The following is a 26,527-nucleotide window of genomic DNA, read 5'->3' on the forward strand; positions in this document are numbered from 1 at the left end:
GCTGGATTGAGCCAAAATGGTATGACTTTAGAATACCGAAACGCTGCATACATGAAGTAGAGAGTACAGTGGAATTGTCTTCATGCCCTATTTTATTTCTGCACAATATAAAGCCCTTGTCTTAATTTCACGCCCACCTAGAAGATGATCAATTGCTTGACGCATAATTATTTTTGCTGATTTAAGATAAGGCGCTTCATTTAAATTATCTTGTGCCAAAGCAAGAATATGTTCCCCAGGAATTCCCCTGCTATTTATAATAAAACCTTCACCAGCAACAAATTGATAACACAAGTCTGCACCAATCAGATGTGCAGTTCTTGCTTCGTGTGTTAATGAAAAAGAATAGCCGCATGCATGCAATAAAGTCCACTCAAAACGCCTTAATGAAGCTTCTAGCACTAATCGTTCTTTTGTTGATGCGAGATTGTTTAAAGTAAACAAATAAGCATCAAATAATGTCGCGTCGGGATAGTTGGGTCTTAGTGCATAATAAAGAATTTCATTGATATATAAACCCGCAAAAAGTGAGCCGCCTGTAAGTTGAAGCGTGGGCACAATACTTTCAACAGATTGTGTATAATATCGCTCATGACGTTCAACAAGATTTACCCATAAAGGAGTAAAAGGTTGTAAAAGAGCTTGCTTTTTAGGTGTGCGCCCGCCTTTGGAAAGACATTGAATCACGCCTAACTCACGCGTAAAAAAACTGACACGAGTACTCGTGTCTCCAGACCATTTCTTGTGTAAAACCCAAGCCTCTATTGTCCTAATGGTCATAACCTAATTGTTTTAATATACGCTCGTCATCAGACCAGCCGGATTTTACCTTACACCAGCATTGCAAGAATACTTTCTTGCCCAACAGTTTTTCCATGTCCATCCGTGCATTTGTTGCCATTTCTTTTAATTTTCGTCCTTTATCACCAATGATCATTCGTTTATGATTGTCTTTATCCACAAGAATCAATGCATGAATACGCACAAGCGTGCCTTCATCTTTAAATGACTCAATATCTACAGTAACAGAATAAGGTAATTCTTGCCCACAAAAGCGGAAAATTTTTTCACGTAATAATTCCGCGCATAAAAATTTTATAGGTCGATCAGTCAATTGATCATCTGGAAATAAATGGGGACCCTCAGGCAAATAATTTTGCAATTTTTCTTGCAACTCATCAACCTGTACTCCCGTTTTTGCCGATATAGGAATAATCGCAGTAAATTCATGTTTTTGACTTATTTGCTCTATCCAAGGTAACAGTTGAGTTTTATCGTCAATTTTATCCACTTTATTAATTACCAAAATACTAGGTACTTTGGCTTGTTTTACTAAATTTAAAACGTACTCATCTTCTTCTTGCCAATGAGTTCCATCAACCAAAAAAGCAATCACATCCACATCACGCAATACACTAATCGCAGTTTTATTCATCATGCGATTCATTGCCTTTTTATTTCCTTGGTGAATTCCGGGTGTATCCACATAAACAAATTGGTACTCACCTTCAGTACGTATCCCTAAAATACTGTGCCGGGTTGTTTGTGGCTTTTTGGAGGTTATGCTAACTTTTTGCTGCAAAATACAATTAAGGAGGGTTGATTTACCTACATTAGGTCTACCAACTAAAGCAATATAACCACAATAACTAGTCATTAAAATAGATTCCTGTTTATTTTTAAAACATTTTATCAGTGACGCTATAAAATTTCCAGGTTTTGTATCTGTTCCTACTTGATATTTCACTAAAAAACCAAGTATCCTGTACAGTATGTGAACAAAGGATGGTTCCTATGTCTTATTTTGTAACGAAGAACGGACACACACAAATTATCGTCCCCTTAACTATTACACCTTCTAGTCATCAAGCATTACCCACAATAACAGGAAGCCCATTCAGCTATGAAGCAGGAACAGTGCTGTATGGTCATTATGATATGGAATACCTTCTTCCAGGAGGCGACAGGCTGCGCTTAATCGCCAACCATAATAAAAAAACTGTGCAACTCATGTTATTTACTCATCAGGCAGATCTAATTCAACTCCTGCCAGGAGAACGACCTTCTTCATTGGTCGCGAATATTATTAGCAAAGTTCATCGCTATAGAATACGCTCAGCGAGTTACAGCCAGCCACTTACTTCGGTACAAGAGCAAAAACTGCAAGTGACTAATGAATGCATTAATTCATTAAAAAAGCTGTTAAAAAAAGAACGCCAATTAACCAATCAAGATCATGAAGGACATGAAGTACTAAGAAAAGAAGTGATTGAAATTATAGGGCGCTGCTCTGATCAGAATCGCTTATTAGCAACTTCTCCGCTTGTCTCTGAAGGTTCTCTGGGAAACATTCTTTATGAAGCCTATAAAATAGCACAACACTATGCTTTTAACCGTGTTTATTCTGTGTCACGACAAGATCAAATGGATTTTAGTCGCATCGTAAAAAACCAGGAGCCACTCCAATCCTGCCTCGTTTGGGATAGTGAGCTTCACATAGGACATAACAGCAAAGATTTGGATGATGCCTTAAGAGTTATTTGTAGCTATTACAAACTCCCCTCTGCAACGAATTTGAGCAATGTTCCTGCAAATCGATTTGCACAGCTTGCAGCTTTTTTTAATAAGCTATGGCGTGATGGCCATGATTGGATTAATTATCTGGCAATCGATAGCAAGCCAGAACATAAAACAGAAGTACTGCCACGTTTAGATGGGCTCACAATTACCCAAATAATACCCTATTACAGACTGCAAGGATTTCCACAAAAAGGCTATCCTGATTTAAAAACCCTAATCGCAAGCCTTATAAATAGCACCAAAGAACCAATATTTGAAAATAACAGAAAAAAAGCGAAAAAAAGAATCAGCCAACTACCAACCGGTAGCTGGGTAATTAACGCTAATGAGCAACTCATCCTGATAAGACAAGAAAACAAAATAGTACAATTGCGCTATTTTGTTCACAATGAACTCTTCTATCCTTTACCTGAAGGACAGGATTTATATACTTTAGGACAAATCAGCAAACGCCATCTCTACTTACCAGAGCGTGTTAGCCTTAGACTTAATGCGTTTATTTCACGTATCCCCAGATTTTTCTATAAATTCTACAAAAGCATGCAACACTTTATTATCCATAATGTGCATCATGATTTTTTCGACCATATTCATGACACACATTTTCCCAAACAGGACAATTTTGCGTTTAAAGAAAAACACAAGCAATACACTAAAGTAAGAAACTCACTGATATTGGCTTTGGAAAATAAAGGACTTTTAGGTAATGGGCAAACTCTAGAAGAATTCATTAAAGAACAAATTAGCAACAGTCCTTACGTCATTGCTCGCCCTAATCACCCCCCAAGCCCACCCGCTTACGACAATCCATTGCATCGTATCTTAGGAGTAATACGTCACATTGCTAGTTTTTTTATTGAAGTAAGTGAGCAAAATCCCTTGATCGGTACTTTAGCAATGGCAGCATATGCCTACGGTGGCGGTGCAGTACTTGCTCCAGAGTTCCTTAAATCCATTTTAACTAAATTACAATTACACGGATTAATTGCAGGCATTGAACCGACACAAAAATTAGCTCATTGGATGAGCCATGGAACAATCTCTGAAGCTATTTCTGCATCGATGACCTACTGGCAATGTGTTCAAGCAGGTGGAAATTTAGATAAGTTTTTTGTTGAAGCATTCAATGTCCTTAAAGAAGATCCCGCAGAAATTGCCATTATTGCTTCATTAGCGCTTGGTTTAGGGTACGGTTTAACTAAAGTAATCCCATCATTGGGACATGAAATGGGGGATTTCCCCTATACCAATTATGCCGCTTTAGGTGGGAAAGGGGGGGCTGCTATTTATGATACAATTATGCATCCGGGTGACGATTGGTTTCTCGGTACCTGTAAATGGCTGTGTAAAAGCTTTGTAACCCTGGGGAAGATGTGCATTGCTCCCTTTTTTGAAGGCTATTATTACGGATTTAACGATGGATTTATCAGGGGTTGGCAAAAAAGTCGGGTACTTGCCAAAAACATAAGCAAACAGATTTTTGCAGCCTGCGCTGATTTTATCTTAGCTCTACTTACCATGCCAATGATTGAAGTAAGCGCTCTTTTTGTCCATGTACCTTTTCGTGGTGTTACGAATTTACTCACTAAAACACTTGCTCTCCTTGGCCATGTCAGTGATATAGGTGAATTACTTCTTTTCTTTTCAACAAGACCTCCATCAGATAATTTAATAGCCAATTTCAGATTATCACCGCTTTATGGGTTTACCTGGCCATTCGGGCACTTTTCCAATCATCAATTACTTAATCTTTGTATTAATGGTGTTCGAGCTCTAGGCATTCCGCTATTACAATTAATTAAAAATCTCCTTGTTTTACCCATTCTTGATTTCATTTCTATCTCTACCCGCGTGGGACTTACTCTTTTAGACCCTATAAGTCGCATTCTTGCCTATGCTTTAGGCAGTGTGATATGTACTATTGGTGAAGTATGGGATAATTCTTTTGGCATCTTATTTGCAACCGGTGCAAAAGGAATTACCACAATCTGTAACTGTATCGATAACCAAGCCAGTAAGCTGAAGCACACTTTATTATCCTTTATAGAAAGTCAACGTGGCCATTTGTATTATTGGGCATTTGCAAAAGATGATCTTCAATCACATAGGTCTTTAGATGATACAGAATATTACGCTAAAGATCCTAGACGTTATGAGCTTATTCCACATTCAAGCAGCCACTGTTTGTTGCAAACCCTCCTAAATAATGACGCTGAATCGCATGCAATAGAAAAAAATCATGGCCCTATTTCTCATCACCAATCCCTATTTACAGTAAAAAGTTCGAAAAGTAATTTAAAAGTTCCTTTTCAAAAGGAACCAATAAGCTATAGTATTTAGCATGCTCATTCCAAGCCTCATGTTTCTGGTGATTTATTGAACAATGTTGTATATAATTATAATATGGTGTAAGAGGATACAGATCTATGTCGATTGCAAAACAAAACTTAACAGAACATCTTACCTCAGATGAATTAGCCCTTATAAATAAAAAACTTGATGCTGTCATACAATCAAAAGTAGACAGTGGTGAGCTTAGTTTTTCCTCACCTAAAGACGGTGGAGATCCTAACCCTTCTACAATCGATCTAAGCCAATTTGGCTTACATAACCCAGAAGATATAAAGATCTTCTTATTATCGCCTGCTGGGGAAACAGTGACCCATGAAATTGGGGCTGAGTTAGCCCTAGAGCGAGCCATTGAAGAAGAGCGGCAACTACAAATACAAGAAGAAATCACGATGGAGGAACGGAGAAGAGGTTTCCTGTTTCATTGGCTGCTCGCAGAAGAAGCTGAAGCGCAAAAAGCTCAAAATGAGTTAATTGAGATGCAACAGGAGAAAATTCTAAAACCTAACGAACAAACTCCTCAGAAAAAAGCTCCTGAGGAGAATAAAGCGCTTAAGGATACTTTAGAAGGTTATGATAGCTCCATTAAAAAGTTTCAAGAACAGCAAGCAAATCTTAAAGCAGAAGAGGAAGCACTTACCCAAGAGTTAGGTAAGCTTGAAGATGAAAGTATAGCCATAGATGAAAAGCATAAGACTTATAATAACGTTTTGAATGCTTATGATAAATCTGCTCCGACCTTCGAAAACAATCCGGAAATGTTAGATCGGGAGATTAGCTCACTTGAACGACAAATAGATAGGATGTCACAGCATGTGTTTGACGAATTAGATAAAGGCAATGAAAAAGAAGCGCGTAAGATATTAAATCAACAAAATGCTTTGAACCTGCAACTAGCAAGCTTAAAGGACATAAGATCAAAAGTGGGGAATGAGAAAGTATTTTTTGATGCTGACTTAAATTCTGAAGGCGTTACCTATGACAAAGCATTATTTGCTGTTCCTAAAGAACAAGCCCAAAGTCTTGTCAAGCACGATGGCAAGTATTATCTTCTTGCTGCAGGACAAAAATGGGACGATGTCAAAAATGACCCAGCAAAATTAGAAGAGGCCCAAGCCCGTTTTGAAAAAGTCAAACCTGAGATCATGAGTGTGAAAAATGTAGTTCAGCACGTGAAAAAACAAGAGGTTGAACTCAATGCAACACGAAAGGAAGAAACCCATTCAAAAATTGCGGTAAATAAAGCAGAACAATTAATGGTTAATAACCAAATTACTTCAATGCAAGCAGCGCGAGCCAACGCACAGCACGCTGTACTAAATACTCCTGCTTTGACGATGCATCCCCCGCAATCAACGATCACAACAGGCAATAGCTTTGGCCTAGGTTCAGTATCCATTCCAACACCGACGCTATCTAAAGGAACTTCACCCTCAATGCCTTCACCACAACAAATTTTAACTGCTGCATTCGTCCAAACTGTGAATAACGGACAAAAGCCCACTTGGGGTTCACTATTTACTGCGGTCAAAACAATAGAAGATCCAAAATTACGCGATCAAATGGATGATTATGTTACAGATAAAGCGAAGAAAACCTTAAATCGAAAAGAACAAGCTGAATTGGATAAAAACCCGGAGACATTTAAAGAAAAAATCAAGCGTATGTTAGAAATGGCGCCTGTTCCCCCAACAACGATGAATGATTTATTGAAAAATATGCCTAAATTTGGAGAAGATTCCTATAAAAATAATGTTACTTCCGAATTGAGTCCCGTGGAAAAACGGGAAGAACATGTGAGTACTCCAACCGCACCTAGATAACAAGCAGTTCACCCATATCCGAGCATCCATAGGATGCTCGGTGCACACTTTAATCACCATAATTTTTTTTTTCAAACTAATTAATATCCCTAATTTATTTCAAATAACAATCACTAATATACTTGCTAACATAAACCAACTCTTCTAACATTAAGTTTTGTGATTTAACCCATTTGAAACAAAGTTTACTAAAAAATATACATCACCATAGGACTCACTATGATCTTAGATAAGTTACTGGGCAATCAATCTGTAATTATATCCCTGGATGTAGACAATTTTTTGTTTGAGCGGTTAGAGCAAATAAAATCTGCCGGTTTTGATTTAGTTGAACTTAATTCAACCGATCAAAAACTGTTAAATCAGGCAATTACTCATTACCCTTCGCTTAAAATCGGTGCCGGTGGGGTGATTGATACACAACAACTTGAAAATTGCTATCAGGCAAATGTACATTTCGCCACCAGCCCCGGCTATTTACCAGCCATTGCCCAAACAGCAAATGTGTACTCGCTTAATTATTTACCCGGCGTTGCGACTCTTTCAGAAGCAATGGCTGTGATGAGCCTTGGTTACATGCATGTTCGCCCCTTTCCAGCGGATTTGGCTTTTTGTACTCTTTTGAATAAATGTCTTCCACATCTAAAATTGTTCCCAGCTGAAATTGAATGGGAAGAAGCAGAACATTTCCTCAATTTACCTGCTGTGGCAGCAGTAAGTATACATAATCCTGATACCAAACAACTCAGTGCGCTTACCACAAGCATTTTGGCGTAACATATATTTTATTTATAAAAAAACAGAACTCAAACTTAAGTGCTACCAAAAATGGTTAATATATCCTTAAGATTGAGAAATCTATAATATAATATAGTAATTTTAAACCCTATAATTATGCTTACTGATGCTCTATTAGATAGAACAGTAATTATTCTCTCCTCGTATAGTGGGCAAACTAAAAAAGATCCTTCCTTCGACCTGTATAAACTAGGCATAAAAAATGCGTTCATTGGATTTATTGAACAATGCAAATTATTGCCACTTGATCAACAACTTGAGCATATCGCCAAAGAAATGAAAGAAAAAACAGGAGGTATGGCAGCTAAAATTGACCAGGAGAGTAGCCAAAAACGAACTTGGACTCTAGTTTTTACTTTAGCAGCTTTAGCATTGGGACGTAAGCAGGATCTCCCTGCAAATCCTCCTGAAATGGTACCTATTGATAAACTAATATCTGGGTTAAGCAACGGGTGGGTTCATGGATTTGGTTCTATAGGATTTGGATTAAAACTTAATGAAGAAGCAATTAATAACCTTATAGAAGGAATGAAGGATTGGATACAAAATTTCGACATCAATCAAGGCATGCAAACACAACACGAAGTTTTATTGGCACTGTATGCTGTTGCATGTTCACTTGAGGAAAAACTATCAAGCTATCGCATAGTACCTAAAAAATTTAAAGATGAAATGGCAACAATAAAAATATTGGTAGCGAATAAATTTAATGAACTAAAAAACAAATTGGAAAGTGAAAGCAGCCCTGCACCTGCTGAGTTCTCTACCCAACACGCCTCTCGCTCAGAGCAAGTAAGTAACGCCTTACAAGTACTACTTCCAAAAGAAGTTACTTTACATCAGCAGTTCAAAGAACAATTAGAGTTTCTAAAAAAACAACAAGAAGAACGTCGTCAAAAAATAAATAGCTTCCCACAAGAAAAATTTAATAGACTCCTTAAATTACACCAATTGTTAAAAGAGCAACCTTCAGCAAACAAAGAAGACAAAATGAGTGAGTTCTGGAAAAAGTATAATACCCAAGAAAAATTCAATCAGCTTATGGACGATCTTGAGCTGTCAGAAAGTGAAAAACCTGGATGGCTAGAGTATTTTAGATATCAGCATGGATCATATGCAGAACAAGCCATCTCAACATTATGGATAGGAAGTTGGGGGCTCCCTGAATTTATGGGAGGAGTTCAAAGTGATATGATTTCTTTAGAAGTGCTCCTTAGCAAATGTGAGACCGCTCAAAAGCCTCTAAAAGCGATTCACGCTGAACAGCAAAAAATAATTCCTGATGAGGAAAACCCTTCTCAACTTATTGATAGCATAGAAAAAGATTTAAAAAACTTAGCCGGCCTTAAAAAGATTAAAATTGATTCATTCGATAAACAACTCCTAGACAGTATGAAGGGAGATACAACAATAAATACACTAGGAAAAATAAATAGCGATATAGAAGAACTTAAAGAAAACCTGGTAAAGCAAAAAATAATCATTGTATCTCTTAAAAATATTCATGAAAAAATAGAACTATTGAAGAAGCATGTAGATTGTACTGACATAGAAAAAACTTTTGCACTACTTTTAGATGAAGTAATTAATACAATGAGCTACATGGAACACCCTTTACCTCCTGACGTACCAACCGCAAAAAAAATTGCTGTCTTAAATTCGTCGATAGGTAGAGCGCTTGACAATGTAGCGGGTATCCAATTGAGCATTAATCATATAGTAAACACGTCGAGTAGCCACAAATTGAGTATGATTAAATTAGTGAATCAATTTGTCAGCTCTAAAGAAAATACATGGGGTCATACGCTTTTACTTATTTTTTCACCTTCTTATAAAAAAATGTTCAATGAGCTGAAGGAAGCTCTAACAGAGAAAGATACTGAAACAAGTTTGAATAAAATAAAAGCGGCACTCGACCTAACCAATGAACCTGCGAATAAAAAGGAAATTGCAAAACAATTTAAGGGATTAAAAGAAAGAGCAAAAGAAACTTTAGACGAAGAAAACTTGGGAAAAATGCCCGTTTTTGAAAAAAATAGATAAAAAAATATGGATAAAGGACATCGATTTTTTTATTTAAGTCCATAATAAATAACCCTCATTTTTAGCCCTTCATTTCGGTAATAATTAATTTGAACAATACGTAAATTTGAGCAATTTTTTATGCCATCAGATTGTCTTAATATAACCATGTTATAATAAATTTACACACCATGCTTCGTTGTGGAGCTATTATGTTTTCAAAAGAAACTTTAGATTTTACCGTACAAAAGCTTGGAAAAATAAAAGATAATAAATTAGAAAAATATGTAAGGTCTACACATGTTTTTAATGATTTTATTGAGCTGGTTAAACGGCAACCTCCCGAGAGGCAGTTAAAATTTATCCAAGACAATTTTGATGAACAAGTACCAAAAAAGATTAATCATTTTCTTTTTTGCGTCGCAGCAATAATTGCTCGACGTACGAAAAATCTACCCGATGATCATCCAGAAAAACAGTTTATTGATTTAATATTATCTTACTTGGGCGATGGAATTATTAAGGGTTTTACCACAGTAGGGCTTCCTAAACTTGGGCTGATAAATAAGATCCAAGTTAATCTAGAGGAATGGATTAAATCCTTGGAACTCCAGGCTGCTCAAAATACAAGCCATGAAACGTTGCTTGTGTCTTATTGCACTATTTGCTTTTTTGAATCCCTAGTACCTGATAGCTTTGCAGATAAAAAGAAAGCTTTAGCAAATATAAAACAAGAAATCGCAGAAAAATTTAATAAATTAGTACAAAATCACAATCATTTGTTAAAAACCGGTGGGTCATCACATAATGGAGCTTTACAACAATTGACACCTGAACTACGCGCAAAGGAACAATTTCAGACTAATTTGCTGGCTATAAAAGAACGTGAAGCTAAAATCCAACGGATGGTGCATTTGAAGGGAATCTTAAGTGGGTCTTCTAACAATGTAATGAAGGAATTTTGGGCGAATTACCAAACTCAAGAGCAGTTTAACCAGCTTATGGATGATCTTGAAATAGAAGCGGAGCAAAAACAAGATTGGCAATCATTTTTTGATGAAAAATATGCAGATGGTTTTGCAAAAATTAAAGGAGGATTCTTTGTAGTAATGCCTAAGTTTTTGGGTGGTACCTCCACTAATATTTTGCCATTAAAATTGATTGATGATAAAGCGGATGAAGCCTTAAAGAAATTAGGAGTTAATTTAAAAGAATACAAAGATCCTACTAAGCTTATTGCGGAGATTACAGCTGAATTTAACCAGCTCAAAGAGTTAGAAAAAAAAGATATCCAAACAATAAAAGAGCATCAGGCACAGATTAAATCAGCTAAAGGTATTACAGTAAGTACTGACAAGATCCTTGATGATATAGAAGAATTTCGCAAACATTTAATTGCGCAGGAAAAATATGTCCTTCAACTTCAAAAGATTCATACAAAAATATTAGCGTTAGATGAGCTAGGAATTAAAACCGATGGTTTAGTTGTACCCTTTGAGATAATGCTTGATCATGCAGTCAAAACAGTTACTCATGGGGATAAAAAAATAGATCCTTTAATGTCCCCTCAAGAAAAAATGGATGCTTTGCTTAATGGAATAAGTGATACTCAAAAAAAAGCTCAAGAAATCAAGAAAAATATCATAGAAGATGTACAAAAAATAGAGCTTCTTATAGATAGTAAACCAAAGAAAGATTCCCTTCTTCATGCTACCGAGTTATTTATTCAGAAATATGAAAAGAATTTTCTTCATAAGATATTATGTCTTTTCTCTAAAACATATAATGAAATGTTTAAGTCCTTGAGTGAAGCTGTAACGGAAAAAAACACAACCCGGATAGCAAGTATTTTAGTAGGCAAGGCTGAGGAATACCCTCAGACACATACCGTAGCAATGTGGTTTGATGAGGCACAAGAGTTGCAAACATTAAAAACACCCGCGAAAAGCTAATGAGCAATCTTCCATCAGAGATGGTTGTCAATTGGGTAGATTAGCAACCAAATTGACTCATATAAATACTGAGTCATTCTCTATTAACCAACAGATCCAGAAGAAAAAATCCAGCGCCAATGCAAATTGCACTGTCCGCTAGATTAAACGTAGCAAAATGATGGTGCTTATAATACACATCAATAAAATCAATGACATAACCATCAAGGGCTCTATCGATTAAATTACCAATTGCACCACCTAAAATAAGACTAATTCCTGCTAAAAGGCATCGAGCCTGGCTTTCGGTACGATACAACCAGACAGCAAGCATAATACTCACGATGAAACTAAAACCGGCAAAAAACCATCTGTGCCAATCTCCGGCACCGCTTAAAAAACTAAAAGCAGCACCAGAATTATAGGCCAAAGTAAGATTAAACATTGGAAAAATAGGTAATGGTTTATATGGAGTTAAAAAAACACTCGCCAAGTACTTACTTGCTTGATCACAAATAATCACTATAAGACTGAGCATAAACCATGGCCATTTTCTCATATAAATTGCCTCATTTCCTCTTGGCCGCTAATATTGCCAACACAACGTAAACAGAGCTCAGGATGCTGGGCATTTTGGCCAACATCCGGCCGTCTATGCCAACAGCGGGCACATTTTTCATGTGGGCTTGCCGAAACTGCAATAGAAACACCGTATGCTGTGGCCGCTAAACCTGCTGGAGCAGAATTCATAGGATGGACTGCGGCATCGGATGTGATTAACAAAAAGCGCAATTCTTCGCCCAAACGAGTCAGTTTAGGTAATACTTTGTTATCTGCATATAAAGTAACTTCTGCAGCCAAAGCAGAGCCAATTTCGCCTTTTTGACGTGTCTCTTCCAATGCCTTATTCACTTCATCACGAATTAAATGCAACTCATCCCAATCTTCCATAGTCACATTATCAATCTTTGGCCAAGCATCATACCAAAGTTCAGTAAAGACTGATTCCTGATTATAGCCAGGTATAAAGCGCCCTATCTCTTCCGCTGTGAAAGACAAAATAGGTGCCAACCAAAGAGTAAATGCCCTAATTATGTGATACATTGCAGTTTGGCAAGAACGTCTGGCTTTGCTTTCTTTTGCAGTGGTATATTGTCTGTCCTTAATCAAATCAAGATAAAAACTTCCCATGTCTACCGCACAGAAATTATGAAGTTTCTGATAAATAACATGAAATTGATAGCTTTCATAAGCTTCGATAATTTCTTTTTGTAAAAGCTGGCTGCGCTTTAATGCCCATTTATCCAACTCCAAAAGATCTTTGTCGTGTACGCTATCAACTGCTGGATCAAAATCAAATAGGTTTGCTAATAAAAAACGGGCTGTATTACGAATTCTTCGATAAGCGTCTGCATTTCTTTTGATAATTTCATCTGAAATGCTCACTTCATGTCGGTAATCCGTAGAAGCAACCCATAAACGTAAAATATCCGCACCGTGTTGGTTAACCAATTGATCCAAGGCAACATAATTTCCTTTGGATTTAGAAAGCTTTTTACCCTCAGCATCCACAGTATAGCCATGAGTCAATACTGTTTTATAAGGAGCATTACCATACATAGCTACGGAAGTGGTTAACGAGGAATTAAACCAACCGCGATGCTGGTCTGAACCTTCAAAATAAATATCCGCAGGGAAAGACAAGGCTTTATTTTGCTGTAACACACAGAAATGAGTTACACCCGAGTCAAACCACACGTCCATCGTGTCGTTAATTTTATCATATAATTCCGCATCATCTCCCAGAAGCGCTTTTGCATCCATCTCGAACCAGGCATCAATCCCGGATTTCTCGATAAGTAATGCAACTTTTTCAATAAGCTCCAGTGTATTGGGGTGCAATTCACGCGTCGTATTATGTACAAATAAGGGCATAGGAGTGCCCCAAGCTCTCTGTCTTGATATACACCAATCAGGTCTGTTTTCAACCATGTTACTGATGCGAGCTTTACCCCAGTCAGGCACCCAAGTCACTTTATCAATTTCGTTAACAATATGTTTTCTTAGCTGACCTTTATCCATCGAAATAAACCATTGAGGCGTTGCCAAAAAAATCATCGGTGATTTATGTCGCCAACAATGAGGATAACTGTGTCTAATATTCTCTTTCGCTAAAAGAACTCCTTTTTCAGCCAAAACACCCAAAATTGTGTCATTTGCCTTTAATACAGAAAGTCCAGCAAATAATTCAACATCGTCAGCAAAACAACCATTTCCTTTAACGGGATTAATTAAAGGCAAATTATACGCTTGGCCAACCAGATAATCATCTGGTCCATGTGCAGGAGCAGTATGTACGCTTCCAGTACCGGATTCAGTAGTTACATGCTCACCTAAAACCACTGGAACAACCCGATTATAAAAAGGATGTCTTAATTTCAAATGCTCAAAAACCTGTCCTTTTGCCGAACCCAAAATTGTATAGTGGCTCACTCCGTAACGAGCCATAGTAGATTCAACTAAATCGGTGGCAAGTATTAAATAAGAATCATCTGTATCAACTAAAGAATAATCAATCGCGGGATGCAAGCATACTGCTTCATTAGCAGGTAAAGTCCAAGGAGTCGTAGTCCAGATAGGAAGGCTAACTGGCTTTATTTCTGCGTTTAGTTGAAACAAATGAATAAATTCTTCGGGGTGTACTGCAAAAAAAGCAACATCAATGGAAGGTGAGGTTTTCTCATCATAATCCACCTCTGCTTCAGCTAAAGCAGATCCACAATCAATACACCAATGGACTGGTTTAAAACCTTGGTGCAAATGACCATTTTTGATCATCAATCCCAATGCGCGAACGATATTGGCTTCATAACGAAAATCCATGGTGACATAAGGGTTATACCAATCTCCAAAAACTCCAAGGCGTTGAAACTCATCACGCTGAATGTCGATTTGACTGGCAGCATACTCACGACATTTGGCACGAAACTCGCGTGCAGATACCTTATCACCGACTCGTCCTATCTTTTTCTCTACATTGAGTTCAATAGGCAGCCCATGACAATCCCAACCAGGAACAAATGGCGCGTCATACCCGCTGAGTGATTTGGATTTAATGATAATGTCTTTAAGAATCTTGTTTAACGCATGCCCGCAGTGCAAATGGCCATTAGCATAAGGAGGACCGTCGTGCAAAATAAAGCGCTTACTTCCGGCACGAGCTTTACGAATTTTTTCATAAACTTTTTTTGCTTGCCAAGCGGTCAAAACTTCGGGCTCTCGAGTAGCCAAGCTTGCCTTCATCGGAAATGAAGTATTAGGGAGATTTAATGTATCTTTGTATTCTGCCATAAGAGTTTACTCTGCGAAATCGTTAAATTGTTGGTGACTATTCACCCTGATTCGGGATGCCGACCCTATTCGGGGTAATGAAAAATAGTCTGAAAAAACCATACAGTATCATCCCTGTCCTATTTTCAAAATGTTGTTATTCAATCTTCACTCAAATCTACGCCCAACGTTGATAGAGAGGTCTTTCCATTACAATTACTTAGGAATCCTTTTGCCACCGCAATATCATCATAAATCTGCGCGATTAAAGCATCCACCGAAGTGAATTTAACCTCATCACGCAATTTGTGCAAGAAAAACACCTGCATTAATTCACCATATATGGACTGATCAAAATCAAATAAATGCACTTCCAAAATGTTCTTGCTGCCATCTACTGTAGGACGACGTCCAATATTCGCTACCCCATACACCATTTGCGAAGCGATTCGAACTCGAACTACAAATACTCCTTGTAAAGGCAAAGAATAGCGATGCAAAGCAAGATTTGCCGTGGGGATTCCCCACTGTCGTCCACGCCCGTCGCCATGTAATACACGACCACAAATACTATAAGGTCTACCTAGATATTTTGCTGCTGTATTTAGATCGCCATGCTGCAATGCTGTTCTAATTCGTGTTGAGCTGATTCTATTTTCGTTAATACAAAAATTTGAATAAATACTTACATCACAGGCATATTCTGAACCAAGTTTTTTCAGCAAAATCACGTCACCTTCTCTGTTTTTGCCAAAACGAAAATCTTCGCCTACCAGGAGATATTTCACATTGAGCGTAGAAAATAAATAAGTGTGTGCGAAATCAACTGCAGAAGTTTGCGCTAATGTATTATCAAATTTAAAACAGTATACGTAATCAATCTGGCATGAGCGTAATACATCTAATTTTTCTCTTAAACTGGAAAGTCGTGCTGGTGCTTTCTCCTGTTGGAAATACTCTCTAGGCTGAGGCTCAAATAAGATTAGGAGTAAAGGCAACTTTAAATCATTTGCTTTGTTCTCTAAAGTCCTAATAAGATTTTGATGCCCTAAATGCACGCCATCAAAATTACCAATAGTAGCGACCGCGCCTTTATCAAACGCAGAAAAATGTTGAATGCCGCGCAACAATTTCATAAGTAATTCAATCGTGTAACTCGAAACTCAGTAGTATACTTGTTTTCTGCCCCGTTGAGAAATAGTAAGCGAGTGGAAGCAAATTATTAGAAGCATTTATAGCCAAACGAAGTCAAGTGAAACCTGGGGAAACAGAATTAATATAAATCCGTGCAACGCCTTGCTGCTCTCCCAGGCTACACTTTTATACTCGATTCTTACACTTTAGGATGCTTCTCAGAAGGTATAGAACGGACTATTAAAACATCGCATTCGGCACCATGCAAAATGGAATTTGCTGTTGAACCTAATAATAAGGAAAGACCATGTTTTCCATGACTCCCTGTAACAATCAAATCGATATGCCGCTCTTGTGCAACCCTTAAAATTTCATTTTTGGTGGAGCCAAATTCAATAAATCGGTGTTTTGCATCTACCCCCAACTTTTCACCTAATTCATTGAGTTCTTTTTCAGCTTGCTCGCGAATAGATAATTCAACTTCAGCAAATCCGGCAAAACCAGGATAAGCATAAGCAGGAATGGGTTCTACGACATGAACTAATATCAGATCAGCGCCATTCTCATCAGCAATTTTTTTCGCTTTATGCGCTGCTATAACACCAACCTCGTCAAAGTCAGTAGCAAACAATACCCTCTTATACATCATTTTTCTCCTTATAATTCTGATGCCTATTTATAGACTAGCAGATTTAAAATTAAATGCATTACAAAAAGATATGTTTCACATCGTAATAGAACGGATTTAAAAACAAAAGGTCAAAATAAAAAGAATGATGTTCAAAAAGTGCATTTATCGTAAAAAAATCAGAAATGTCCTGTTCGCTTTTGAGAAATGGTTACCAATTTAAAGTAGTCGAATGTAATATAATACCTCCTCTACGTACCGCGCTTTATGCGCGGTATCTAGGAGATCTTGCCTTTGAGAAAAAGGCCAAAAGTACATCAAAGCATCGTTCTGGATACCGCGCATAAAGCGCGGTACGTAGGTAACAAAAATGTGTTGAGATCTCTCTGATTGCGCTTGCGGTTTTTGATTTCAATCCAGATTTTTATTTCTTAACTTCAGATGCTCTTCAGCCTTAGCAATTGCCTTCCGAATTGCTTTGGCTTCTTCTGATTGTTCTGGAGCCAGTTTTAATAAACGTTGCCAATAACTTATTGCATCTTCATAAGCATGGCTTACAAAAGCATCCATCGCGAGCATTGCCAATGCATCGGGCTGATTTGGATTATTTCTTAATAATCGGATAAATATTTCAGTGATCTGTTCGGTAAATTGCTGATTATTCAGGACCCACAAGCTATGCGCATAATTCACTGCATATTGTTCATCATCGGGATTAAATTGATATGCTTTTGCAAAAGCATTTACAGCATTTTGTTTTTCATTTTGGCTGCTGTACAAACGTCCCAAGAGATACCAACCTTTTGCACTTTTTGGGGTTTCATCTAATTTTGCGCGCAATTTTTCGATTAATTCTTGTGGAGTTTTAATCGATTCCAACATTTTTTTAGCTTGTTTCTGGGAATTAAGGTGTTGGAGATACTCTTGCCATCCTCCAAAGCCGCCCCAATAAAAATATCCTGTAAATGCGCCTAAAAAAATAACAGGAACCAGTAACAGACTTGCGGTAAAACGGCGTCTGAATGGGTAAACCATGAATATACAAGCTAAGCCAGTTAAACACGCTGATAATCCCAGTAACAACCATTCATTCATAAAAAGCTCGCTAAATTATGCATGTTCCTTCTTTCGGACTCCAAAACAAGTGCGCCAGAAAATAACAAATCCTAAGAGTAAAAATAAAATAGGTCCAAACCACAATAAAAAAGTCACTGCTTTAACCGGGGGATTAAACAGGATAAAATCGCCATAACGAGCAGTCAGATAATCACTGATTTCACTATCACTCTTACCCTCTTTCACCATTTGATAAACCTGGTTACGCAAATCTTTAGCTAATTCAGCATTAGAATCTGCCAAATCTTGATTTTGACATACCAGGCAACGCAAATCTTTGAGCAGATGATTAAATTGAGCTTCCTTTTGAGCCGAATCCAAAGGGTAAGTGCTGTTTGCCCATACTGAACCACATAAAAAAAGCAAAACCCCCCCCAAAATAAAATATAACAGGTCTATTTTCATGAAGCCTGCTCCAACTGTTTTATCAAAGGTGAAATCTCTTTTTGCCACATCTCCTGAGTCATAATTCCAGCATGTCGATAACGGATTATTCCTTTCTTATCAACCACAAAAGTCTCTGGAGCACCATAAACACCTAGATCGATAGCAACTTTTCCGTCCTTGTCCTGGATGACACGTTTATAGGGATTTCCCCATTGTTTCAACCAAAGGAGGGCATCAGTAGATTTGTCTTTGTAATTCAACCCATAAATTGGCACTCCTTCACGTGCCAATTGCAACATAAAGACTTGCTCCTCGACACATGCTGCACACCAACTAGCCCAAATATTTAATAAAACTACCTGTCCCTGCAATTGGCTGGAACTAAAAAAAGAATTCGGCGAATACAACTCAGGGAGACTAAAGTTAGGTAATGACTTTCCAAGCTGCACAGAAGGTAATTCATGCGGATCTAAGGATAAACCACGCCAAAGAAAGACACAAAGCAACAAAAAAAGAGTAATTGGAATCACTTTCCATCCTATTTTTTTCATGTCTTCAACTCCTGGGCGCCAATTATTGTTTGCTGTCTTTTTTGATAATAGCGTCTATCTGTCAGTGCAAAAAAACCACCTGCTAAAATCATAAACCCGCCAGCCCAAATCCAACGAATTAAAGGTTTGTAATAGAGTCTCACTGACCAGGAGTTATCTGCTAATGGCTCACCTAAAGCGACATAAATATCTCTAAACGGTGTTACATCAATTGCGGACTCAGTCATTGCCATTTGACCTACTGTATAAAGTCTTTTTTCAGGATAAATCACCTTGGTCTTGCCCTGATAATTTATTTTAAATTGGGCTTTCGTTCCTTTATAGTTTGGTCCGATTAACGGTTCCTGGCGTATAAACTCAATAGAATAACCAAGTAACGATACTTTTTTTCCGAGTTCCATTGGTACATCATCTTGCACACCATAGGCTGTAGACACTGCAATACCAATTACCGTAGTTGCTACTCCCAAATGCGCAAGAATCATTCCCCAAAAAGCTTGTCCTACTTGATATAAACCACGATCAAAAATCCGTCTATAAGCCGCTTGAAATGTACTTAAAATCACCCAGAAAGCAAGGATCAGCCCCATAAAAGCCGAACTATTAAATTCTTGAGCGGTGGTCATTAACAAAATCAAAGGAATTAAGAAGCTAAGAAAAACTGTTTTCCAAAGCTTTTTTAATACACTACGCCAATGATCTCTGTTCCATCTTAAATGAATACCAATTCCCATCAATAACAACAGGGGAATCATTAAAGGAACGAATACAGAATTAAAATAAGGGGCTCCTACAGACAGTTTGCCCAGGCCTAAACCTTCAACAAGTAAGGGATACACCGTTCCCATTAAAACAGTGAGCATAATTACTACTAAAAAAACATTATTTAATAATAAAGCACTTTCCCTAGAAAAAGGACTCGGATTGCTGCCTGAATGTAAGGTTTGTGCTCTAAAAAGGAACAACAATAGAGATCCACCAATAACAAATAATAAAAATCCTAAAATATATAATCCGCGCTGCGGATCTACGGCAAATGCATGAACTGAAGTCAAAACACCAGAGCGCACAAGAAAAGTACCGATTAAGCTTAAAGAAAAAGCAGCAATTGCAAGCAACATGGTCCATGCTTTAAATTGTTGGCGCTGTTCAGTTACTGCCAAAGAATGCAATAAAGCAGTTCCTATTAGCCACGGCATAAAAGAGGCGTTTTCGACTGGATCCCAAAACCACCATCCACCCCAACCTAACTCACGATAAGCCCACCAACTTCCCAAAGTGATCCCAGCCGTTAAACAACACCATGCGGCTAATGTCCAAGGTCTAGTCCATTTCGACCAACTGGCTTCTACCCTACCTGCCCAAAGCGCAGCAATAGCAAAGGCAAAGGCAACAGAAAAACCTACATATCCCATATACAACATGGGCGGATGAAATAAAAAACCCGGATCTTGTAATAAGGGATTCAAATCGCGACCCTGTGTATCTAAAACTTGAAATTGACGTAAAAAAGGGTTGGATGTAGTCAGCAAAAAAAGAATAAATCCAATACTTAGCCAACCGAGAACAACTAAAACACGCGTACGCATTTCCTTATCCAAGCCGGCACTGCAAAAAGCCACCAGTAACGTCCAAAAACTCAGAATGGAAACCCATAACAGCATGGAGCCTTCATGCCCACCCCAAACAGCACAGAATTTATAAAACCAAGGTAAGTTAATGCTGGAATTACTGAGTACGTAAATTACCGAAAAATCATCTTTTAAAAAACAAAGAGTGAGGAAAAGATAGGATAAGGCAATAAAGAAAAACTGGCAGGCTGCATAAGTACCTGCAGCATTTACCCAATTACTCCGTTTTAATTGCAACCCAATGAGTGGAATTAATGCAAGCATTATGGAAGAAAGCAAAGCCAAAACCAAAGAAAAAAGCCCTAATTCTGCAATCATGAATGTACCTTTTGGGATAAAGCTGCTTTCACTTCTGGCGGCATATAATTCGCATCATGTTTCGCCAATACCTGTGAGGCACGAAAATGTTGGTTATCAAGCAGCTGCCCTTCAGCAACTACTCCCTGCCCCTCTCTAAATAAGTCTGGAAGAATACCCGTATATTTTACGGTAATGGTCTGATTATAATCGGTTATTTTAAATTCTACATCCAAACCTTTTTTTGAGCGAATAATGGAATCTTTTTCAACCATTCCCCCCATACGAATATTATGCTGTTGTGGCGCTTCACCTGCTACAGCCTGGGTAGGAGTATAAAACAAACTTATATTTTGTCTCAGTGCATACAAAACCAGCGCTGCAGCAATGGATAAAATAGACAGGGTAAATATTAAAATCATTATCTTGCGTCGGCGTGCTGGAGTCATTTTTATCGCTTAAACCATTGTTGTAATTTTTGGCGTGTCTGTTTTCCTTTCCATTTCATACCTAATAAATTCATTACTAAAACCACACAGACCAAACCATAAGCCGGCCAGACATAAATGGAGTATCCCCCCATTGCCAGCCACTCTAAAAATTGATTCATTTAAATTCCCCTTCAAATTGAATCTTGACCCAAGCTTGCCTCTTTTCCCTAAGCAATAATTCTTGACGTGCTTTCTCTAAAATAATCCACAAACAGTATAAAAAAAATCCAGATATAGTCAACAATAAAGGATATAACATACTTCCATCAATCTTGGGCTTGGCAAAGACTGACAAAGTAGATCCTTGATGCAAAGTATTCCACCAATAGACTGAATAATGAATAATTGGTAAATCAATAATTCCCACCAAAGTTAAGATGGCAATAATTTTATCTCCATTTTCTTTATTTTTTATCGCATAGTGGGTTGCTAAAATTGCAGCATAAAGCAATAAAAGAATTAATTCTGAAGTCAAACGAGCATCCCAAACCCACCAAGTACCCCACATGGGTTTACCCCAAATACTTCCGGTTACCAGCGCAAGAAAAGCCATACTGAGGCCAACTTGAGCAACAATATTTATTAAAAGACCGGCTATTTTAATACGCCAAACCAAAAGCAATACAGCTAAAAAACCCATCCAGGCATAGAGCATCATGGACAAAAAGGCACTGGGCACATGTACGTAGATAATGCGGAATGCATCACCTTGTTGATAATCAGGAGGGGTAAATGCCAATCCCCAAATGATACCAACAACTAAAGTTACTAAAGTGCCCACTGCCAAACCAGGAGTAAAGCGTCCGGTAAAATTATAAAAAAGCTTAGGCGATGCCAGTTGGTATAATAATTTCCACATAGGAATAATTGAAATCAAAAAAAGCGGATTTTAACACGTATCCCCCTATTAGCAAAACCTGGAATCACTTAAAGTCTGTTGTCATTTCGTGAGCTTGAACCAAAATGACCTCATTTCCGAGTACCGAAACACATCATACCAGCAGTATGTGAGCCTCGGAACGCTGATGCATTAATTCAAACATACCGCTAGATAAAAACTCTCTTGGTTATTTTCTCTGGTAAGTTTTCTAGCAGCAATTTTCTTTGACACAGGCATAAATTCTTTCAAAGATGCTACGTTTGCTCTTTTTCACAACACACTTATGAGATAAGAGTCACTATTATTTATAGGGTGGCACAATAGACTCAATAAACATTGGACCGCTTTCTCCTGTGATTAATGTTCCTTTTGAGATACATTCAATTGTGGATTGAGAGCAAGGAACTTTATGATCAAAAAATGTAGCTGTTTTTCCACTAAATTTTGTACCTTTAACTGAAAAAATGGGCAAGGTTTCTTGAGTGTGGACTATCACATCATATTTTTTTAATCTTAAACGGGATTCATTGGTAGTGAAAGGAAGAACCAAATGACATTTTAAATTCATTAATCGATTATTTTGAATCAATGTTTTATTGTAATAATCCATGAAAAAATGAACGAAAAAATTTCCGGTGTAGCTTGCATCATCAATTGCAATAAGATGAAGTACATCCAGTCCAGGATTAAATGAAGTAAGCTCAGACATTGTAACAAAATCTTTGGGTGCAAAAGCAAGATACGGTTTTGCTAGTTTAGTAACCCATAGATTACTTTTATCTAGCCTGTCATCCAGAAGCAACACATAATTTCTGTTTGATTCTGGAAGGGAATAAAGATATTTATTTAATTTGTGGATGGCCTGTTTTAATGCAAACATAAAGTGACGATGAGAAATATGCTGTATCGAGTCTATTACTTCTCGTGCAACGACTCTATCCATTACATGGTGGTGTTCGACCCATGCCTCCATCCTCTCAACTTGAGGCGGATTAAAAAAAGGGAGTTTGACAGGTTTTTTCAATAATGGGTGCTCAAAGGGGGGAATAGTAACAGGGGCCTGTTTTTTTGAACTGAGTGAGCGCCACTGGCGTTGAATTATTGACGCGGCATGATACTCCTTATCATGCATCTGGATTAAATTATGAATAAATCTCACTTCATGTTCAGCCATTCGATCAAAAGGCATCTCCCCACGATGATTTTTTTTGAAAAAATCTCCTCCTGCTAAAAATAACTGAGTCGCTATTTTGGGATGAATAATATGCAGGCTCACATATTCATGTAAGAATGTATTCCCTTCCTCATCAACTTCTTTATTCACATTAGCCCCTAATTGCAACAGTACATGCAACAATTGAAATGGAGGATGTGTTTGCCCTTCACAGATTTTAAAAATTTTTTGCAAGGGGGTTAATCGAGATTTAAAGTGGTCGATGTATCTTTCGTTAATTCGAATGGGAATAGTTGATTCTTTAATCAGCATTTGGAGTGACTTCCCATCATCAGTACAGCAGTCAATAATTTCTTCTAAATTAAAGCCTACTAATAAATAAATTAAAGATTCAATGTCTCCTTCTTCTATAGCCATTAATATTTTTTTATAACCGTATAGATCAGCAATTTTCTTCTCTTTAATTTCTATCTTATCGTTCATACCGTTCGACACTGTTGTTATTAGTGGGCATACCAACAACACCCTAAAAATATTCACGCTGATGAATCGGAGCCTTTGCTCTCATTCACAAAAGATTAAGCTCCGAACTTTTTTATAGAATGATATATAATTTTTAAAGGCTTGGGTTATGACCTGCACAAGCTTTTTGCATCCTTGATGTATTAAATATAGTAATCCTTTTTATACCAAGATCAATCAAAAATAATTGCAAGTAAATTATATGTCTGAACATTGCAAAGGATTTTTTGGAGTAATTCGGGCATTGAGCTTCTGAGAAATCACATTAGAGCAGCATAGTAGAAATGGAAACAGATCCTATTCAACATGACTGATGCGCATTATCCCGGCAATTGCATAAGGTAAAAAACCTGTAGCAACTACAGACATTGCAAGTAATAAGGCTAAATAGGCACTAATCGGTAATCCTTGCATGGCTATATTTAAAGTGCCGCTTCCAAAGATCAGTAAAGGCAGGGTTAGCGGCAATAAAATCAAAGCCATTAAAAGCCCCTTCTGGTTGATTCCAACTCCAAATGCGGCAGCCAAAGCACAAAGAAACAGTAAAGCTGGGGTGCCGCAAATTATAGTAAGCGCAAGCACCTCTGTTTCCCAAACATTCAATGAAAATAATAAAGCAACCAATGGACATAAAATGAGTAAAGGCAACAAATTAAATAACCAATGAGCAATTACTTTTGCACCAACCAGCAAAGGCAAAGACTGACCGGAAACAACCCATTGTTCGATGACACCATGTTCATAATCTTGTTGAAATAAGCGCTCTGAAGAGAGCAAAAAAGACAAGAGGATAGCCATCCAGACTAAACCAGGAGCAATAGTTTTAAGCAATACGGCTTCTGGCTTTAGAGTCAGTGGAAACATAAAAAGGAAAATTAAGAAAAACAAACATGAATTCACTAAAAAGCGGATTTGACGTACCTGAATAAGCAATTCACGTTTACATTGTCTGGCAAATAAAGACAAGGAAGAAATCACAAACAATACTCCTCATAATCAGAGGGACTTAGCGGTAATTGCTGGTGAGAAGTTAATAAAACTGATCCGCCCTGCTTTCGATGGGCTGCTATTTTATCCATAATCAGGGTAATGGACTTATCATCTAATGCGATTAAAGGTTCGTCAAGAAGCCATAAATTAACGCTGGAGAACCACAAACGCAGCAATCCTACTTGCCTGCGCTGTCCGGCAGATAACAAGCCGCAAGGGACGTCCAGATGGTCTTCGAGTGTAAAAATTGAAGCGAGCTCTTCAAGGTTATTATACTCTTCTTTCTTTATACTGTACGATGAGGAAGCATAATGAAGATCAAAAAAGCAATTCTCTTTTAAAGTTAAATTAGGGTTAATCCCTGTTTTGTGACCTACAAAACACAGATGCCGTTGGTATGCAGAGTAGTCCTTAGCTATATTTTGTCCAAAAAATTGAATTTCACCTTGAAGGGGATGATATAAACCGGCGATTAATTTTAATAGCGTCGTCTTGCCTGCACCATTTCTACCACGTAAATGAAGTAATCCCCCTTTGGGTAAATGAAAACTTACTTTATTTAATAAAGGTTGATCCTGATAATCAAAATCAAGGTTAATTACATCAAGCATAGGCCAATGATACACTTTTTTAGGTTTGTATTTATGCAGCCAGGGTTCCACTGCGCTTCACCCAGACTACACTAAATAGTACTCGAACTAAAAAACAAAACAAGTTTTAATTCATTGCCAAACCCTTCTCAAATTCTAAATCACTTTTTCGCTCAGCAACCATTTCTTTAAATGCTTTATCGAAGAGGTATCACGATTAAAAAACCAAGTTGTAATTCCATAAATAATACTCCTATTTTTTACAACTAATTTACTTTCAACTTAATTGGGCTCTTGCGAACTGCCTTATTGATCGCCATAATTTGTTTTTATTTTTTTAAAGGTTGAGTAATGGAATTTTTAAGTCAATACGGTATGTTTCTTTTAAAATCAGTAACGGTAGTTATTGCTTGCTTAGTAGTCGTCGCAGGTTTTTTTTCTATGAGCCGTAAACCAAAGCCAAAACTGGAGATTTCATCTTTAAATAAGCATTATGAGCATATCACATCCATAATGAACAAAGAAGTTTTAGGTAAAAAATTACCTAAAAAGAAAAAGAATAAATCAGAACAGCCCACACTTTATGTAATTGATTTTCACGGTGATATTAGAGCATCCCAGGTAGAGCAACTTAGAGATGAAGTAACTGCAATTCTTTGCACTGCAAAGGCAGGGGATGAAGTTTTAGTACGTCTGGATAGTCCTGGAGGTATCGTTAATAGTTATGGGCTGGCTGCTTCGCAGCTCCAACGCATTCGTGATAAAAAAATTCCTTTGACTGTAAGTATCGATAAAATGGCTGCCAGTGGCGGTTACTTAATGGCCTGTGTTGCCAATCAAATCATTGCTGCTCCTTTTGCAATTATTGGTTCTATAGGGGTAGTAGCCCAAATACCCAATTTCCATCGTTGGCTTAAAAAACACGATATTGATGTAGAATTATTAACTGCAGGGGAATATAAACGCACTCTAACTCTTTTAGGTGAGAATACTGAAAAAGGCAGAAAAAAAGCTCAGGATGATCTGGAAAAGATACATGCTATTTTTAGAAATTATGTGGCCGAACATCGGGAGCAACTTAATATAGAGCAAGTTTCTACAGGAGAACATTGGTTAGCCAAAGATGCCTTTGATCTACATCTCGTAGATAAATTATGCACAAGCGATGACTATCTAATAGAAAAAATTGAACGCTATAATGCATTTAAACTCACTGTTCCAGCCAAAACTTCTCTAGCGAATAAATTGCTTAAGCCGGCGATGCGGTTTATGCACCCATGGGGTTAAGGAAAGAACACATCAA

22 protein-coding genes are annotated in these 26,527 nt (G+C 37.5%); 6 read left to right on the top strand and 16 right to left on the bottom strand.

What is annotated here, in order from left to right; translation table 11 throughout:
- Nucleotides 1–87: 87 nt before the first annotated feature.
- Nucleotides 88–780: a DNA repair protein RecO gene (gene recO, locus LXO92_RS13435; RefSeq protein ID WP_182350056.1), complete on the bottom strand. Its 693-nt coding sequence runs from the start codon at nt 778–780 to the stop codon at nt 88–90.
- Nucleotides 770–1,657 (bottom strand): GTPase Era, encoded by an 888-nt coding sequence (gene era, locus LXO92_RS13440; RefSeq protein WP_182350057.1) that lies wholly within the window; start codon nt 1,655–1,657, stop codon nt 770–772. Before era ends, recO begins: the two co-directional genes overlap by 11 nt.
- A gap of 137 nt (nt 1,658–1,794) precedes the next feature.
- Here era and LXO92_RS13445 point away from each other — a divergent pair, with 137 nt between their 5' ends.
- The 5 genes from LXO92_RS13445 (at nt 1,795) to LXO92_RS13465 (ending at nt 11,524) form a co-directional block, all read left to right on the top strand.
- Complete coding sequence (locus tag LXO92_RS13445) at nt 1,795–4,920, top strand: hypothetical protein (protein ID WP_232891160.1); 3,126 nt, start codon at nt 1,795–1,797, stop codon at nt 4,918–4,920.
- A gap of 86 nt (nt 4,921–5,006) precedes the next feature.
- The gene (locus LXO92_RS13450; protein ID WP_232891161.1) at nt 5,007–6,752 is read left to right on the top strand and encodes a coiled coil protein; all 1,746 of its coding nucleotides are present in this window, start codon (nt 5,007–5,009) and stop codon (nt 6,750–6,752) included.
- Between the two features lie 219 nt (nt 6,753–6,971).
- Nucleotides 6,972–7,529 (top strand): beta/alpha barrel domain-containing protein, encoded by a 558-nt coding sequence (locus LXO92_RS13455; RefSeq protein WP_182350060.1) that lies wholly within the window; start codon nt 6,972–6,974, stop codon nt 7,527–7,529.
- Between the two features lie 117 nt (nt 7,530–7,646).
- The gene (locus tag LXO92_RS13460) at nt 7,647–9,593 is read left to right on the top strand and encodes a hypothetical protein (protein ID WP_232891162.1); all 1,947 of its coding nucleotides are present in this window, start codon (nt 7,647–7,649) and stop codon (nt 9,591–9,593) included.
- 191 nt (nt 9,594–9,784) lie between these two features.
- Nucleotides 9,785–11,524, top strand: a complete 1,740-nt coding sequence (locus LXO92_RS13465; protein WP_232891163.1) for a hypothetical protein — start codon at nt 9,785–9,787, stop codon at nt 11,522–11,524.
- A 73-nt stretch (nt 11,525–11,597) separates the two neighbouring features.
- Here the strand turns inward: LXO92_RS13465 and lspA are convergent, their stop codons facing one another.
- The 14 genes from lspA to ccmA form a co-directional block, all read right to left on the bottom strand.
- Nucleotides 11,598–12,062, bottom strand: coding sequence for a signal peptidase II (gene lspA, locus LXO92_RS13470; protein WP_182350063.1), 465 nt, complete (start codon nt 12,060–12,062; stop codon nt 11,598–11,600).
- On the bottom strand, nt 12,059–14,854 hold the full coding sequence (gene ileS / locus LXO92_RS13475) for an isoleucine--tRNA ligase (RefSeq protein ID WP_232891164.1): 2,796 nt from the start codon (nt 14,852–14,854) through the stop codon (nt 12,059–12,061). The genes lspA and ileS overlap by 4 nt, the downstream gene beginning before the upstream one ends.
- A gap of 140 nt (nt 14,855–14,994) precedes the next feature.
- Entirely contained in the window at nt 14,995–15,969 is a 975-nt protein-coding gene (ribF, locus tag LXO92_RS13480; RefSeq protein ID WP_232891165.1) for a bifunctional riboflavin kinase/FAD synthetase, read from the bottom strand.
- Nucleotides 15,970–16,166: 197 nt separating this feature from the next.
- Entirely contained in the window at nt 16,167–16,613 is a 447-nt protein-coding gene (locus LXO92_RS13485; RefSeq protein ID WP_182352846.1) for a universal stress protein, read from the bottom strand.
- Between the two features lie 393 nt (nt 16,614–17,006).
- Entirely contained in the window at nt 17,007–17,690 is a 684-nt protein-coding gene (locus tag LXO92_RS13490; protein ID WP_182350066.1) for a tetratricopeptide repeat protein, read from the bottom strand.
- Between the two features lie 15 nt (nt 17,691–17,705).
- Nucleotides 17,706–18,116 carry a cytochrome c-type biogenesis protein gene (locus tag LXO92_RS13495; RefSeq protein WP_232891166.1) on the bottom strand — a complete coding sequence of 137 codons (411 nt, stop codon included), beginning with the start codon at nt 18,114–18,116 and terminating at the stop codon, nt 17,706–17,708.
- Nucleotides 18,113–18,649 (bottom strand): DsbE family thiol:disulfide interchange protein, encoded by a 537-nt coding sequence (locus LXO92_RS13500; protein WP_182350068.1) that lies wholly within the window; start codon nt 18,647–18,649, stop codon nt 18,113–18,115. The genes LXO92_RS13495 and LXO92_RS13500 overlap by 4 nt, the downstream gene beginning before the upstream one ends.
- Nucleotides 18,646–20,598, bottom strand: a complete 1,953-nt coding sequence (locus LXO92_RS13505) for a heme lyase CcmF/NrfE family subunit (RefSeq protein WP_182350069.1) — start codon at nt 20,596–20,598, stop codon at nt 18,646–18,648. Before LXO92_RS13505 ends, LXO92_RS13500 begins: the two co-directional genes overlap by 4 nt.
- Nucleotides 20,595–21,026, bottom strand: coding sequence for a cytochrome c maturation protein CcmE (ccmE, locus tag LXO92_RS13510; protein WP_182350070.1), 432 nt, complete (start codon nt 21,024–21,026; stop codon nt 20,595–20,597). The genes LXO92_RS13505 and ccmE overlap by 4 nt, the downstream gene beginning before the upstream one ends.
- Nucleotides 21,027–21,028: 2 nt before the next feature.
- Nucleotides 21,029–21,187 carry a heme exporter protein CcmD gene (gene ccmD / locus LXO92_RS13515; RefSeq protein WP_058468303.1) on the bottom strand — a complete coding sequence of 53 codons (159 nt, stop codon included), beginning with the start codon at nt 21,185–21,187 and terminating at the stop codon, nt 21,029–21,031.
- Nucleotides 21,184–21,927, bottom strand: a complete 744-nt coding sequence (ccmC, locus tag LXO92_RS13520) for a heme ABC transporter permease CcmC (protein ID WP_182350071.1) — start codon at nt 21,925–21,927, stop codon at nt 21,184–21,186. The genes ccmD and ccmC overlap by 4 nt, the downstream gene beginning before the upstream one ends.
- Before the next feature lie 322 nt (nt 21,928–22,249).
- Nucleotides 22,250–23,605, bottom strand: coding sequence for a hypothetical protein (locus LXO92_RS13525; protein WP_182350072.1), 1,356 nt, complete (start codon nt 23,603–23,605; stop codon nt 22,250–22,252).
- A gap of 336 nt (nt 23,606–23,941) precedes the next feature.
- On the bottom strand, nt 23,942–24,622 hold the full coding sequence (ccmB, locus tag LXO92_RS13530) for a heme exporter protein CcmB (protein WP_182350073.1): 681 nt from the start codon (nt 24,620–24,622) through the stop codon (nt 23,942–23,944).
- The gene (gene ccmA / locus LXO92_RS13535; protein WP_182352847.1) at nt 24,619–25,245 is read right to left on the bottom strand and encodes a heme ABC exporter ATP-binding protein CcmA; all 627 of its coding nucleotides are present in this window, start codon (nt 25,243–25,245) and stop codon (nt 24,619–24,621) included. Before ccmA ends, ccmB begins: the two co-directional genes overlap by 4 nt.
- Nucleotides 25,246–25,575: 330 nt before the next feature.
- On the opposite strand from ccmA, the gene sohB reads away from it, so the two are divergent.
- Complete coding sequence (gene sohB, locus LXO92_RS13540) at nt 25,576–26,511, top strand: protease SohB (protein WP_232891167.1); 936 nt, start codon at nt 25,576–25,578, stop codon at nt 26,509–26,511.
- Nucleotides 26,512–26,527: the final 16 nt, after the last annotated feature.

Source organism: Legionella resiliens (genome assembly GCF_021344005.1).
Lineage (GTDB): Bacteria > Pseudomonadota > Gammaproteobacteria > Legionellales > Legionellaceae > Legionella > Legionella resiliens.

Bases quoted from the DNA above. Each gene is read 5' to 3' on its own strand.
- ribF (WP_232891165.1), bottom strand. From the start codon at position 15,969: ATGAAATTGTTGCGCGGCATTCAACATTTTTCTGCGTTTGATAAAGGC.
- sohB (WP_232891167.1), top strand. From the start codon at position 25,576: ATGGAATTTTTAAGTCAATACGGTATGTTTCTTTTAAAATCAGTAACG.
- ccmC (WP_182350071.1), bottom strand. From the start codon at position 21,927: ATGTGGAAATTATTATACCAACTGGCATCGCCTAAGCTTTTTTATAAT.
- LXO92_RS13490 (WP_182350066.1), bottom strand. From the start codon at position 17,690: ATGAATGAATGGTTGTTACTGGGATTATCAGCGTGTTTAACTGGCTTA.
- LXO92_RS13465 (WP_232891163.1), top strand. From the start codon at position 9,785: ATGTTTTCAAAAGAAACTTTAGATTTTACCGTACAAAAGCTTGGAAAA.
- ileS (WP_232891164.1), bottom strand. From the start codon at position 14,854: ATGGCAGAATACAAAGATACATTAAATCTCCCTAATACTTCATTTCCG.
- lspA (WP_182350063.1), bottom strand. From the start codon at position 12,062: ATGAGAAAATGGCCATGGTTTATGCTCAGTCTTATAGTGATTATTTGT.
- LXO92_RS13460 (WP_232891162.1), top strand. From the start codon at position 7,647: ATGCTTACTGATGCTCTATTAGATAGAACAGTAATTATTCTCTCCTCG.
- ccmA (WP_182352847.1), bottom strand. From the start codon at position 25,245: ATGCTTGATGTAATTAACCTTGATTTTGATTATCAGGATCAACCTTTA.
- LXO92_RS13500 (WP_182350068.1), bottom strand. From the start codon at position 18,649: ATGAAAAAAATAGGATGGAAAGTGATTCCAATTACTCTTTTTTTGTTG.
- LXO92_RS13485 (WP_182352846.1), bottom strand. From the start codon at position 16,613: ATGTATAAGAGGGTATTGTTTGCTACTGACTTTGACGAGGTTGGTGTT.
- ccmE (WP_182350070.1), bottom strand. From the start codon at position 21,026: ATGACTCCAGCACGCCGACGCAAGATAATGATTTTAATATTTACCCTG.
- LXO92_RS13505 (WP_182350069.1), bottom strand. From the start codon at position 20,598: ATGATTGCAGAATTAGGGCTTTTTTCTTTGGTTTTGGCTTTGCTTTCT.
- LXO92_RS13525 (WP_182350072.1), bottom strand. From the start codon at position 23,605: ATGAACGATAAGATAGAAATTAAAGAGAAGAAAATTGCTGATCTATAC.
- recO (WP_182350056.1), bottom strand. From the start codon at position 780: ATGACCATTAGGACAATAGAGGCTTGGGTTTTACACAAGAAATGGTCT.
- LXO92_RS13445 (WP_232891160.1), top strand. From the start codon at position 1,795: ATGTCTTATTTTGTAACGAAGAACGGACACACACAAATTATCGTCCCC.
- ccmD (WP_058468303.1), bottom strand. From the start codon at position 21,187: ATGAATCAATTTTTAGAGTGGCTGGCAATGGGGGGATACTCCATTTAT.
- era (WP_182350057.1), bottom strand. From the start codon at position 1,657: ATGACTAGTTATTGTGGTTATATTGCTTTAGTTGGTAGACCTAATGTA.
- LXO92_RS13455 (WP_182350060.1), top strand. From the start codon at position 6,972: ATGATCTTAGATAAGTTACTGGGCAATCAATCTGTAATTATATCCCTG.
- LXO92_RS13495 (WP_232891166.1), bottom strand. From the start codon at position 18,116: ATGAAAATAGACCTGTTATATTTTATTTTGGGGGGGGTTTTGCTTTTT.
- LXO92_RS13450 (WP_232891161.1), top strand. From the start codon at position 5,007: ATGTCGATTGCAAAACAAAACTTAACAGAACATCTTACCTCAGATGAA.